10 protein-coding genes, 1 tRNA gene and 1 pseudogene are annotated in these 12,851 nt (G+C 60.2%); 8 read left to right on the top strand and 4 right to left on the bottom strand.

Going from position 1 to position 12,851, the window contains the following annotated elements:
• The 7 genes and pseudogenes from VR74_RS08405 to VR74_RS08440 form a co-directional block, all read left to right on the top strand.
• Positions 1 to 274 (top strand): annotated as a pseudogene (locus VR74_RS08405) (P-type conjugative transfer protein TrbL); the annotation flags it as partial.
• 1 nt (position 275) lies between these two features.
• Positions 276 to 962, top strand: a complete 687-nt coding sequence (gene trbF / locus VR74_RS08410) for a conjugal transfer protein TrbF (RefSeq protein ID WP_045695882.1) — start codon at positions 276 to 278, stop codon at positions 960 to 962.
• Positions 963 to 975: 13 nt separating this feature from the next.
• Positions 976 to 1,998, top strand: coding sequence for a P-type conjugative transfer protein TrbG (gene trbG / locus VR74_RS08415; RefSeq protein WP_034741985.1), 1,023 nt, complete (start codon positions 976 to 978; stop codon positions 1,996 to 1,998).
• Positions 1,995 to 3,254, top strand: a complete 1,260-nt coding sequence (locus VR74_RS08420) for a TrbI/VirB10 family protein (protein WP_045695883.1) — start codon at positions 1,995 to 1,997, stop codon at positions 3,252 to 3,254. Before trbG ends, VR74_RS08420 begins: the two co-directional genes overlap by 4 nt.
• Entirely contained in the window at positions 3,251 to 3,481 is a 231-nt protein-coding gene (locus VR74_RS08425; RefSeq protein ID WP_034741777.1) for a DUF2274 domain-containing protein, read from the top strand. The genes VR74_RS08420 and VR74_RS08425 overlap by 4 nt, the downstream gene beginning before the upstream one ends.
• Before the next feature lie 209 nt (positions 3,482 to 3,690).
• Entirely contained in the window at positions 3,691 to 4,797 is a 1,107-nt protein-coding gene (locus tag VR74_RS08435) for a tyrosine-type recombinase/integrase (protein WP_045695885.1), read from the top strand.
• Positions 4,798 to 4,926: 129 nt separating this feature from the next.
• Positions 4,927 to 6,048, top strand: coding sequence for a Fic family protein (locus tag VR74_RS08440; protein ID WP_034741786.1), 1,122 nt, complete (start codon positions 4,927 to 4,929; stop codon positions 6,046 to 6,048).
• Positions 6,049 to 6,276: 228 nt separating this feature from the next.
• On the opposite strand, the gene VR74_RS08445 is transcribed toward VR74_RS08440, so the two are convergent.
• The 3 genes from VR74_RS08445 to VR74_RS08455 form a co-directional block, all read right to left on the bottom strand.
• Positions 6,277 to 6,352, bottom strand: a tRNA-Val gene (locus VR74_RS08445).
• Positions 6,353 to 6,467: 115 nt separating this feature from the next.
• A complete protein-coding gene (lon, locus tag VR74_RS08450) occupies positions 6,468 to 8,885 on the bottom strand; it encodes an endopeptidase La (RefSeq protein ID WP_045695887.1) in 2,418 nt (805 codons plus the stop codon).
• Between the two features lie 164 nt (positions 8,886 to 9,049).
• On the bottom strand, positions 9,050 to 10,351 hold the full coding sequence (locus VR74_RS08455; RefSeq protein ID WP_045695888.1) for an NADH:flavin oxidoreductase/NADH oxidase family protein: 1,302 nt from the start codon (positions 10,349 to 10,351) through the stop codon (positions 9,050 to 9,052).
• 53 nt (positions 10,352 to 10,404) lie between these two features.
• Between VR74_RS08455 and parE the strand changes: the two genes are divergently transcribed.
• Positions 10,405 to 12,408, top strand: a complete 2,004-nt coding sequence (parE, locus tag VR74_RS08460; RefSeq protein WP_045695890.1) for a DNA topoisomerase IV subunit B — start codon at positions 10,405 to 10,407, stop codon at positions 12,406 to 12,408.
• 171 nt (positions 12,409 to 12,579) lie between these two features.
• Here the strand turns inward: parE and VR74_RS08465 are convergent.
• On the bottom strand, positions 12,580 to 12,851 hold a 272-nt coding region (locus VR74_RS08465), incomplete at its 5' end, for a D-alanyl-D-alanine carboxypeptidase (RefSeq protein ID WP_299949914.1).

The raw sequence follows: 12,851 nt of genomic DNA on the forward strand, positions 1-12,851 counted from the left end.
GTCCGGCGCTAAAGACTTTGCCCGGCGCGCCTTTGGCAATCCGCATGAGCGCCATCAGGCGGGAGCCCGCGCCGCTTTCGCGGCAACGGGCGGCACGGGCGCGCCGAACGCTGGTCCGACCAATGGCGGACAGAATTCTTCCCCTGACTGGGCCCGGCGTATCCGGCGCGACCAGTCAACCCGCGATGCCGGCATGATGGCGGCCTCAGCCGTGCGCGACGGCGACCGTCCCGGTGGCGGCACATCGATACAACTGAAGAATGACGAGGACTGACATGAAGCTCTGGAAGCGAACATCCACCCGCTATGGCGAGACACCGGAACCTGTGACACCCTACCAGCGCGCGGCGCAGGCCTGGGATGACCGGATCGGCTCTGCCCGCGTGCAGGCGGCCAACTGGCGGCTGGCGGCGCTTGGGAGCATCGCTTTGTCGTTCGTGCTCGCGGGCGGTCTTGTCTGGCGCTCGACCCAGTCCTTCGTCACACCTTACGTAGTCGAACTGACCGGTGAAGGCGCCGTGCGCGCCGTCGGCCCGGCCGATGGGCGCTATGAGCCGACCGATGCGCAGATTGCTTTCCACCTCGCAGATTTTGTGAAGAACACGCGGTCCATCTCCATCGATCCGGTCGTGGTCCGGCAGAACTGGCTGAAGGCCTATGCCTATGCAACCGACCGGGCGGCAGCCACGCTCAATGATTATGCCCGCGACAATGATCCATTTGCGGATCTCGGACGGCGCTCCGTGTCAGTCGATGTGACGAGCGTCGTGCGCGCGTCAGACGACAGCTTCACGGTTCGTTGGCGCGAGACCGCATATCGCAACGGCACTGAGACCGGCCAGTCCAACCATACCGGCGTGTTCTCGATCGTGATTGACCCGCCCCGCACCGAAGAGGCCCTCCGGGCCAATCCTCTCGGCCTCTACGTCCACGGCCTCAACTGGTCGAAAGACCATCAATAGGAGCTAATCCCACATGAAACGCCTTGCCCTCATCCTCCTCGCCTCGACCGCCCTTGCGGCGTGCGAGAGCTTTCCGGCCGCTGTCGGCCCCGACATCACACTGGATGAACCAGACTATGTCGAAGACCTCTATCTCGCCCCTGACGTGGAAGAGACCGATATCGCCGACGCGGACCTTGTTCCAACGCCGGTTGTCTACCGCACCTATACGCCGACAAGTGTCACGGGCGCGATGCCGGGCCAGTTGAAGCCCATGCCGACGGAGGCAGATGCGCCATCACTCAAACCTTACCAGGCCATCGAAACGGCGAATGGTAAGGCGGCGATCGAGCCTTCGCTCGACAATTACATGAACGCGATCCAGGTCTATCCCTACACGGTCGGCGCGCTCTATCAGGTCTATTGCGCGCCGGAACAGGTCACCGACATCGTCCTGCAGCCGGGCGAGGAACTCGTCTCGGTCTCTGCCGGCGACACGGTGCGCTGGGTCCTCGGGGATACGGTCTCCGGAACGGGTAGCGAGGCCCAGGCGCATATCCTGATCAAACCGACACAGGCGGGCCTGAAGACCAACCTCATCATCACGACGAGCCTGCGGGCCTACCATCTTGAGCTGAGGGCATTCGAAGAAACCTATATGGCGGCCGTCTCATGGCGCTATGCCGACCAGCAACTTGTGACGCGGGTGGCGGGTTCGGCGGCAACACGCGCATCGTCATCGCCGGCCGGATTGCAACTCGAGCGGCTGAAATTCCGCTATGACCTTGAGGGCGACTTTCCGCACTGGCGGCCGGATCGCGTGTTCGATGATGGCCGAAAGGTCTATATCCAGTTCCCGGCACGGCTCGACCAGGGTGAGGCCCCGGCCCTCTTCGTCATTGGCCGGGACGGCAAGTCCCAGCTGGTCAACTATCGCATGTCCGGAGACTATTATGTCGTCGACCGTCTGTTCGCCCGCGCGGAACTCCGCCTCGGCGAAAAGCGCCAGGATGTCGTGAAGATCGCACGCAATGACATTGGCAGCGCGAAGCCATGACAGAGGCCGTTTCTCCTCCAGCCCAACCGCTCGAAATCCGCGGGCGCCCGAGACCCGTGAAGCGGTTCTCCAAACGGGCGCTGATGATCCTGCTCGGAACCGGCAGCGCAATCGTGCTTGGCTCGCTAGCCTTTGCGCTGCAGGGACCGAAGGAAGGCACTGACGGTCCGGCGCGGGAGCTTTACAATACCGGTCATAATCCAGAGGCGGATGGATTGGCCACGCTTCCGAAATCCTATGGTGAGATTGCGCCGGAAGACGATGTCCTCGGGCCGCCACTGCCGGGGGATCTTGGCACACCGATCCTGAAGGCGCAGCGCGAAGGGCGGATGGGGCTGCCTGAACAGGATGCGCCTGAATCTGATCCGATGCGCGGACAATTAACGGCACTGGAGGCAGAGCTGCGCGCGCGTGAAGCGGCGCTCTCCGATGCCGCGCGGGGGAGCGGGGTTTTTTTCCAGGTTGGGGCGAGTACGGGTTCGAAGAGCGTTGGAGGAGGCGTTGCGAGTCCATCAGCGGCCTCGATCAGTTTTCCGGACCTGTCGGCATTTGCGCCATCTGGCGGCAGTGCGTTTGGGTCATCCTTAAATGAAGATCCAAACCGGCAGGCCCGCAAGCTTGATTTTCTGGGCGCAGAAACCGATCCCTCGATCTACAATCCGCATCGGCTGGAGACACCGGTTTCTCCCTACCAGCTGATGGCTGGAACGATTATTCCGGCAACCCTGCTGACAGGGGTGAACTCCGACCTTCCGGGGCAGGTCATCGCGCAGGTGACAAGCCCGGTTTATGACACCGTCACTGGAGAGAGCGTTCTCGTGCCTCAGGGCGCGAGGCTCATTGGCCGCTATGACAGCGTCATCGCGTTCGGTCAGTCACGGGCGCTCCTCGTCTGGAGCCGGATCGTCATGCCGGATGGATCGTCGATCCGCATCGACAATCTCGCCGGCGTCGATGCCCGTGGCTATGCCGGCCTCGAAGACAAAGTCGACTATCATTCCTGGAAGCTGTTGCAGGGCGTCGCGCTCTCCACCTTGCTCGGCGTGGGATCAGAACTCGCGAGCGATGATGAGGGCGACATTGCCCGCGCGCTTCGCCGCTCCGCACAGACGGGCGCGAATGAGGCGGGCCAGGAAATCGTGCGTCGCAATCTCGACGTCCAACCCTCGATCACGATCCGGCCTGGCTGGCGGCTCGCAGTGCTCGTCAACAAGGATATCGTTCTGAAACCCTATCAAGGAGGCAATCAGCCATGAGTGAAGTCAGTCTGAAAATTGGGCCGCTTCCGGACCGGACACCGCAGAAACTGTCGATCAGTCTCGAGCCACCTCTGGCTGCGGACCTCGAAGCGTATTCTCGGATCCATGCTGCCACCTACGGAGCTGAGGCATCGGTGGCTGTGCTGGTTCCTCTGATGCTTGAAGCTTTCCTTTCAAGCGATCCTGGCTTTCGTAAGGCCATGAAGACTCAAACCTACCGGTGATGTCGAGCAATGGCCCGGACGCAGATACCTCCCCATCTTAAAACCTGTGAAATCAAGCGCCGTCTCAAAACGCTGATCGCTGCAGCGAAAGATACAGGATTTGATGTGTGCGGCGTTCGGCTAATGCCTGACGGCGAAATTACGCTTCTGGACAAGGCCTCTCTCAGGCTCGAAACTGATTCGGAGGCGAAATGGCTAGGGAGCTGAGCATGTCCATCAAGGGACTTCATGTAATTGCGAAGAAGCTCGCGACTGGTCAGACCCGATACTATTATTATGCGTTTCGAGGTGGGCCCAAATTTTGGACGAGTGAAGGATCCAGATTGGACGGAGCCGGCAAGCGATTGCCTCCAGAATTCATCCAGGCCTATTCAGAGGTGATGGAGGATGAGAGAGCGCCGGTCGCAGATTCGTTCGCTATGGCGGTCATGCTTTATCGGAAGAAGTCTCCCGCATTCAGAAAGATGAAGACAAAAGGGCAAACTGCCAGGATCAAGTACCTCGACAAGTGGTTGGAAATGCCCCTGAAGGCGGGCCAGCCAGCTGCGAACGCACCGCTTTCGGTTTTCGATAGCAGACGCATTATCAAGTTTATCACCTCCCACCGCGATCGTGTTTGGGGTCACTCTCCGAGCGCTGCTGATGAGGCCGTCCTGGCTCTGTCGGCCTTCCTGACCTGGTGCAAAAAGGACGGGCGGCTGGACTGGAACCGAGCGCATGGCATCGAACCGCTTTACGAGCGGCCGACGGAAGCGCGTATTTGGTCTCTGGAAGAGCAGGCAAAGTTTCTCGAAACCGCGTCAGCTCATTTGGCATGGGCGTTCAAACTGGCTCTTCACACTGGACTTCGCCGTGAAGACCTTACCCGCTTGCCACTTTCGGCGATCACGAAGCAGCATCTGATCATTCCTACGGGCAAGAGCCGTGGCCGCAACACTGCACTTATCCCCATCACGCCTCCGCTCCGGTCGTTGCTTGATGAAATCGATGCGGCGCGCGCCAAACTCGCGACTGCGCCCCTCACGATTCTTTTCTCCAGCAAGGGCAAGCCTTGGACTGCAGAAGGGTTCGGCACGAGCTTTGATCGCCATCGCAGCCGTATGGGACTTGGCCCGGAAAACGATGGACCAACCATCCACGACATGCGCAAGACATGCGCGACGAATATGGTCATCCTTCAGCACCTCTACCCGGCTCTGATATCAGATCAGGTTCTGACTGATTTGTTTGGCTGGACGCCGGGCACGCTCGCGAAAATGAAGCGGATTTACGTGTCAGATGCAGCTGTTATTGAAGCGATGACGACTTCGATCTAGTAGCCAGGTCTCGTAAAGGCTGCCACCTGCATAGGCAAGAAATCGCTTAGTGCTGATTTGCACCAATTTGGTGATTTTCTTTACACGTTAGCTGGACATGTAAAGAAAATTGCGTTTCTTTGACACATCATGTCGAAATTACCAGATTCCTCGTACAAATTGCCAGACCTTCCGCCACCCGTCGAGATCGAGACGATACCGGTGCTGAAGGCACTTGCACGCGCCAACAGGGCACTGGCGGAATTGAAGGGCGCAGCCAAAGCCATCCCCAACCAGGGTATCTTGATCGACACGCTGGCCTTGCAGGAGGCCAAGGCAAGTTCTGAAATTGAAAACATCGTCACCACTCAAGATGAACTGTTCCAAGCAGACTTGTTCCCGGAAGGACCTGGCTCAGCCGCAGCAAAAGAGGTCGCGCTCTATCGTGATGCCCTGAGACTTGGATTTGACCAGCTACGCAAGACGCAAGGTTTGATCACCAACCGCATCATCATCGACATGTTCCGTTTGTTGAAGGGGCGAGACGATGGCTTCAGAACGCAGGCCGGAACAGAGCTGAAGAATGATCGCACAGGCGAAACCGTCTATGTGCCACCACAGGGCCCGCGTGAGATTGAAGCCCTTATGGCTGGACTCGAAGTCTTCATCAACGATGATGACGCCTGCGATCTGGACCCGCTCATCAAAATGGCGATCATTCACCATCAATTTGAGAGCATCCACCCGTTCCCGGATGGCAATGGCCGGATCGGGCGTATCCTCAATGTACTTTATCTGACGCGCACGGGCCTGCTCGACATTCCCATTCTCTATCTCAGCCGGCACATCACAGGTACGAAAAACGACTATTATCAATTGCTGCAGGCCGTGCGAGACGACGGCGCCTGGGAAGATTGGGTACTCTACATTCTGGAAGCGGTGGCAGAGACATCTCAGACTACCCTACAGCTGATCGAAGGTTTGCGCGCCCAGATGGCGGACTACAAGAAACGGATGCGAGCAGAGCTCGGCAAGATCTACAGTCAGGACTTGTTGAACAACCTCTTCCGCCACCCTTACACGCGCATCGATTACGTGATGAACGACCTGCATGTCAGCCGACCTACCGCCACCAAGTATCTCGACCAGCTAGCCGAAGCGGGCTTCGTGACCAAGCATCAGGCCGGCCGGAACAATTACTATATCAACGAACCACTTCTCGCATTGTTCATGCGTGTATCCGACGGTGGTGGACGGCAAGAAGCGAAGTAATCCAGCAACTGCTAAGCCGGGACCGCTTCACTGATTAAGTCCTCACCGATCTGTTCGACTGGACACCCAAGACATGCATAAAAAATCAAGCGCGCACACACGTTCGACGCGACCGTTCTGGGCGCAAGAGCGCCACATTTTAAGGACGGAACAAGAACAGAACCTGTAAACTATGCTGTAAACTGTTCTCTGATGTTCTTTTTTCCACAGGCTAGTGCCTTGTTTTTATGGTGGGCGGTAACGGGCTCGAACCGCTGACCCTCTCGGTGTAAACGAGATGCTCTACCAACTGAGCTAACCGCCCTATCCGGTCGGTGGCTTGTGCTGAGAATTGCGTCAAAAAGCAAGAGCGGGCGCGCATAAAAAAAGCGGCCGCATGCTCTCGCACACGGCCGCTTGATGGATCTATTCGCCCGCCGCTAGTGCGTGCGCACGGCGTCCGATGCGGACGATGGCTGGCCGGACAGGCTCGCCTGCAATGCCGCCTCGTCGGCCTCGGACCAGACGATCGGGCTGAGCGGTTCACTGAGTGCCAGTTCGAGCACTTCATTGATGTCCGACACAGGCACGATGCGAAGTCCGTTTTTAACATTGTCCGGAATCTCCTCGAGATCCTTCTCGTTCTCTTCCGGAATGAGCACCGTCTTGATGCCGCCGCGCAGGGCCGCGAGGAGTTTTTCCTTCAGGCCACCGATCGGCAGAACGCGTCCGCGCAACGAAATCTCACCCGTCATCGCAACTTCACGGTTGACCGGAATTCCGGTCAGCAGCGACACGATGGCCGTGGTCATCGCGGCGCCGGCACTTGGCCCGTCCTTGGGCGTTGCGCCGTCGGGCACGTGCACGTGGATGTCGTTCGTGCTGAACACGGTCGGTTTGATGCCGAGTATGACAGACCGGGAACGCACGAGCGAACTGGCCGCCTGGATCGACTCCTTCATGACATCACGCAGGTTGCCCGTGACTTTCATGTTGCCGCGTCCCGGCATCTTGACCGCCTCGATGGTGAGCAGGTCACCACCGGATTCCGTCCAAGCCAGTCCCGTGACGGCACCGATCTGGTCGGTCTCGTCAGCGAGGCCATAGCGGAATTTCCGCACGCCGGCATAGTCAGGCAGGTTGTCCGACGTAATGGTCAGGCTCGTCAGCGATTCATCGGTCGCCAGCTTGCGCACCACCTTGCGGGCCAGACGCGCAATCTCGCGCTTCAGGGACCGGACACCAGCCTCGCGGGTATAGTACCGGGCAAGGTCGCGAACGGCTTCGTCGGTGACAATCCATTCGTCATCCTTCAAGCCATGATCGGCGCGCACCTGAGGGATCAGGTGACGCTTGGTGATCTCGACTTTCTCGTCCTCGGTATAACCCGCGATACGGATGATCTCCATGCGGTCCAGCAGGGGCTGGGGCATGTTGAGCGAGTTCGCCGTGGTGACGAACATCACATCCGACAGGTCATAGTCGACTTCGAGATAGTGGTCGTTGAAGGTGGCATTCTGTTCCGGGTCGAGCACTTCGAGCAGGGCCGAAGCAGGATCGCCGCGATGGTCCATGCCCATCTTGTCGATCTCGTCGAGCAGGAAGAGCGGGTTACCGCTCTTGGCCTTCTTCAGCGACTGCACGATCCGGCCCGGCATCGAGCCGATATAGGTGCGGCGGTGACCGCGGATCTCGGACTCGTCCCGCACGCCGCCCAGCGACACGCGCACGAAATCGCGTCCCGTGGCTTCGGCGATGGACTTGCCAAGCGAGGTCTTGCCGACGCCCGGAGGGCCAACGAGGCACAGGATCGGTCCTTTCAGCTTGCCGGTGCGCTTCTGCACGGCAAGGTATTCGAGGATGCGTTCCTTGACCTTTTCGAGGCCGTAATGGTCGTCATCAAGCTGTTTCTCGGCCTTGGCCAGGTCTGTCTGGATATCCTTGCGCTGGCCCCATGGCAGGGACAGCAGCCAGTCGAGATAATTGCGCACGACCGTGGATTCGGCCGACATCGGTGACATCTGGCGCAGTTTCTTGACCTCGGCCTCTGCCTTGGCACGCGCCTCCTCGGAGAAAGGCGTATCGGCGATCTTCTGCTCGAGTTCGGCCACTTCGTCGCGTTCGCCGCCGTCGCCGCCCTGCTCGCCCAGCTCACGCTGGATCGCCTTCATCTGCTCGTTGAGGTAATATTCGCGCTGGGTCTTCTCCATCTGCCGCTTGACGCGGTTTTTGATCTTCCGCTCCATTTGCAGCATGCCCATTTCGCCTTCCATCAGGGCGAACACCTTTTCGAGGCGGTCCTTGATGTCGGAAAGCTCAAGCAATTCCTGCTTGTCGGAAATCTTGACCGAAAGCTGCGAGGCAACGGCATCTGCCAGTTTGCCCGGCTCGGTCAGCTGGCCGATCGTGGAAACAGATTCCGGCGGGATCTTGCGGTTGAGTTTGACATAATTCTCAAACTGCTCCTGCACGGCACGCATCAGTGCCTGCACGTCACCGCCATCACTTTCCGCTTCCGGAATGGTTTCAACTTCAGCTTCGAAATAGTCGCCGCGGTCATGCAGCGTTTTCAGGCGCGCACGGGTCTGGCCCTCGACGAGCACCTTTACGGTACCATCGGGTAATTTCAGAAGCTGGAGAATGGTGGCCACCGTGCCAATTTCGTGCACGTCACCGATACCCGGATCATCGATCGCGGCGTCGCGCTGGGCCACCAGCATGATTTCATTGTCGCCCTCGTCAATCATCTCGAGCGCACGCACAGACTTGTCGCGTCCGACGAAGAGCGGAGCGACCATGTCAGGAAACACAACGATGTCCCGAAGCGGCAACACCGGAAGGTTTTTCAGTCTTGGCATTTGAATGCCTCCTTGGAATACGGGCCCCGCTTTGCAGCGACCCTTTTACCCTGCCTGTCAATCATGACGAGAGTCGGGCGATTGACTAAGATGTGGATCGCGCAGGGCGTTGCTTCAACCCGGAGAGTGCGCAAGATTCTGGGGAAATGAAAATACGCCTGAAATCAAGGCATCGCAGCGCGCCAGGCCTTGGCGCCTGAGGTCTCCCGCCGCTGATGCGCCAGGAAGGCCTGCAGGACCCCCAATTCCGGGTCAGCGGGCTTGTCGGCCGCCAGCAGGCGTATCTGTTCATAGTACCAGCCCTGCGCGCCGAAACCATTCAGCGCCTTGATCAGCTTGATCGGCGAATTCGGCCCGAATATGCCCGGACCAATGCGCAAACGCGATTCCCAGCGGTCAGCAGCCTCGATCTCTCCCGAAAGCAGCTTTTTCGGCGTTGCCGTATCAACACAGAGTGGGCGACCGATGCCGATCAGGTCTGCTTCGCCCGTTGCGACGGCCGCATTCATGCCTGCCAGGGTCCGGAATCCGCCTGTCACCATCAAGGGCATGCTGGCGCGATCCTGGACGGATTTCGCATAGCTGAGGAAATAGGCTTCCCGTTCGCGGGTAGAGCTGTGCTTCGGTTCCTCGAAGGACGGCTCGAGGCCATCCATGTCCATCATCCTGGGCTGTTCGTAATTGCCACCGGAGATCTCGACGAAATCCACGCCAAGCCCGTTGAGCATGCCGATGACCATGAGGCAGTCGTGATGGCTGAAGCCACCCTTCTGGAAGTCAGCCGAGTTCAGCTTTACCGAGACCGAAAAGGCCGCTCCGCCCTGGATTTTGGCCTCGCGGACACAATCGGCAAGCAGGCGGGCGCGGTTTTCCAGCGGACCGCCCCAGTCGTCTTCGCGGCGGTTGGCGAGCGGCGACAGGAACGAGCTGAGCAGGTAGCCATGGGCGGCATGGACCTGAACGCCGTCAAACCCGGCTTGTTTCGCTAGCCGGGTGGCGCGGCCGAAACCTTCGACGACAAGCCGGATTTCGTCCTGCGTCATCGCACGCGGCTCGCCAAACTGGCCGCCCGGCAGGCCAAGCGCGACGGGGCTGGGCGCAGCAGGGCGCGGGTTGACGAGTTTCGGTGTCTGGCGCCCGGCATGGCTGACCTGCATGATGAACGCGGCGCCCTTTGATTTGGCGGCCGCCACCCAGCGCGACAGCAGCCCGATCTCGTGATCACCGGCGCTGGCGTCGATGACGACATTGCCCACCCGTTCCAGGTGCTGGCGATCGATCTGGACGTTTCCGGTGATCAGGCCGCCTGCCCTGCCCTCGGCCCAGCGGCGATAAAGCGTCGAATGGGCATCCGTTACCCGGTTGCGTGGATCCGCGAGTCCCTCTGTCATGGCAGCCTTCACCAACCGGTTCGGGAAGGTCAGGCCGCTCTGCAGGGTTAACGGGGTATTAATCGTGACGGGCATTATGCTCTCCCAATATCGACACTGAGTCGCGTGCCCATTAAGGGAGACCAAATATGGCCGCCGCCACACAAGCAAAGCTGTTCGACGCAATGATACCAGATTCTTCGGGATATTCGGCCAAGGATATTGAAGTCCTTGAAGGCCTCGAGCCCGTTCGCAAGCGGCCGGGCATGTATATCGGCGGCACCGATGAGCGCGCCTACCATCACCTGTTCGCAGAAGTGCTGGACAATTCGATGGACGAAGCGGTCGCCGGCCATGCAACGCGGATCGAGATCAAGCTTGAGAGCGACGGCTTCCTGACCGTTTCGGACAATGGGCGCGGCATTCCGGTCGATCCGCACCCGAAATTCCCAAAGAAATCAGCGCTTGAAGTCATCATGACCACGCTCCACTCGGGCGGCAAGTTTTCTGACAAGGCCTATGAGACAGCCGGCGGCCTGCACGGCGTCGGCATCTCCGTGGTCAACGCCCTGTCGGAGCTGGTCGAGGTTGAAGTGGCGCGGGACAAGATACTCTACCGCCAGTCATTCTCCCGCGGACTGCCGCAAGGGAAGCTTGAAAAGATCGGCGCTGCGCCAAATCGGCGCGGCACGAGCGTGAAGTTCCGTCCTGACCACCAGATTTTCGGCGACAAGCTGCGCTTCCGCCCGGCCCGCCTGTTCCAGATGGCGCGGTCGAAGGCCTATCTCTATCGCGGCGTCGAAGTACGCTGGAACTGCGATCCGGCCCTCCTGCCGGAGGATTCGAAAATCCCGGCCGAGGCCGTGCTTTCCTATCCGAACGGCCTGGCTGACCAGCTGGGCGAAGTCTTCGATGACAAGGCCACAATCACCGAGACCGCGTTCACCGGCCTTGTCGACATGGGCAAGGAAGGCAAGGTCGAGTGGGCGATTGCCTGGACCCGCGCCGGCTTTGGCGAGGCGGACGGCTTTGCCCGCTCTTACTGCAACACGATCCCGACGCCCGAAGGCGGCACGCACGAGGCCGGTTTCCGGTCGGCCATCACCAAGGGCCTGCGCAACTTTGCCGAGCTGACCGGCCAGAAAAAGGGCGCCGATATCACGGCTGAAGACATTATGGGCCATTCGGGCCTCTTGCTGTCTGTCTTCATCCGCAACCCGGAATTCGTCGGCCAGACCAAGGACAAGCTGTCGACCACGGCGGCCTTCCGGCTGGTTGAGAACGCCGTACGTGACCGGTTTGACCACTGGCTGGCCGGCAGCCCGAAGGAGTCCGAGAAGCTGCTGACCTGGGCGATTGACCGGGCCGAGGAGCGCGCCAACCGCCGCAAGCAGAAAGAGATCAGCCGCAAGTCCGTCACCAAGCGCCTGCGCCTGCCCGGAAAGCTGGCCGACTGCGCCGAGAAGGGCCCGGAAGGTACCGAGCTGTTCCTCGTCGAGGGCGACTCGGCCGGCGGCAGCGCCAAGCAGGCGCGCGACCGGAAAACGCAGGCCATCCTGCCCTTGCGCGGCAAGATCCTGAACGTGGAAAGCGCCTCGGCCGACAAGCTGGCTGGCAACCAGGAACTCAACGATCTCGCCCTCGCGCTCGGCACCCAGCTTGGCCGCAAGTTCGATCTTGATGAATTGCGCTATGAGCGGATCATCATCATGACCGATGCCGACGTTGACGGCGCCCATATCGCGGCCCTGCTGATCACATTCTTCTACCGCATGACTCCGGGCCTGATAGAGAGCGGGCGCCTGTTCATGGCGATGCCGCCGCTGTTTCGCCTGTCGAACAAGGGCACGATTGCCTATGCGATGGACGATGCCCACCGCGCCGAAGTGCTGGCCAAGCATTTCAAGCCGAACCAGAAGGTCGACATGACGCGCTTCAAGGGCCTTGGCGAAATGAACCCGTCACAGCTGAAAGAGACCACGATGAACCCGGCGACCCGCACGCTGGCGCGCATCACGCTGCCGGATTCGCTGGACGAACTGACCGAACTGAAGCCGGGCGACCTGATCAACACGCTGATGGGCAAGAAGGCCGAAACCCGCTTCAAGTTCATCCAGGAAAACGCGGCCTTCGTGGACGAACTGGATATTTAATCCAGGCGCGCTCAGGGTGAGCCCCTTTGGGAAGCCGCCTCTGGGCCGATGATACCAGAGCAGGCGGGAGTCTTCGGTGGGCACGTGTGGCGATCCGGTCCTTTAATGGGTTGAGGTCCCGGCTTTCGCCGGGACGGCGGCGTTTGGGGGTATGGTGAGCAACGACGCGCTTCAATTCCCCTCCGCAATCCTTACCAGCGCGGCATCCATGAACGGTATCGCTGAGGGAACGCTCAAGGGGCGGTCGTTGGCGATCATGGCGAAGACGAGGGTCTGGCCACTGGCGGTGGTGAGGTAGCCGGAGAGGGCGTTGGTGCCTTTGAGGGTGCCGGTCTTGGCGGCGATGCGGCCTTCGAGGAGAGTGCCCCGGAAGCGGCGCCGGAGCGAGCCGTCGCGGCCGCCGACGGGAAAGGTGGCGCGCCAGTCGTCGCCCCAGTCCTGCG

The organism is Hyphomonas sp. BRH_c22, from assembly GCF_000961795.1.
Classification (GTDB): Bacteria; Pseudomonadota; Alphaproteobacteria; order Caulobacterales; family Hyphomonadaceae; genus Hyphomonas.

Coding starts and splice junctions, on each gene's coding strand:
- VR74_RS08425 (WP_034741777.1), top strand. CDS start 3,251: ATGAGTGAAGTCAGTCTGAAAATTGGGCCGCTTCCGGACCGGACACCG.
- trbG (WP_034741985.1), top strand. CDS start 976: ATGAAACGCCTTGCCCTCATCCTCCTCGCCTCGACCGCCCTTGCGGCG.
- VR74_RS08420 (WP_045695883.1), top strand. CDS start 1,995: ATGACAGAGGCCGTTTCTCCTCCAGCCCAACCGCTCGAAATCCGCGGG.
- VR74_RS08435 (WP_045695885.1), top strand. CDS start 3,691: ATGTCCATCAAGGGACTTCATGTAATTGCGAAGAAGCTCGCGACTGGT.
- parE (WP_045695890.1), top strand. CDS start 10,405: ATGGCCGCCGCCACACAAGCAAAGCTGTTCGACGCAATGATACCAGAT.
- VR74_RS08455 (WP_045695888.1), bottom strand. CDS start 10,351: ATGCCCGTCACGATTAATACCCCGTTAACCCTGCAGAGCGGCCTGACC.
- trbF (WP_045695882.1), top strand. CDS start 276: ATGAAGCTCTGGAAGCGAACATCCACCCGCTATGGCGAGACACCGGAA.
- lon (WP_045695887.1), bottom strand. CDS start 8,885: ATGCCAAGACTGAAAAACCTTCCGGTGTTGCCGCTTCGGGACATCGTT.
- VR74_RS08440 (WP_034741786.1), top strand. CDS start 4,927: ATGTCGAAATTACCAGATTCCTCGTACAAATTGCCAGACCTTCCGCCA.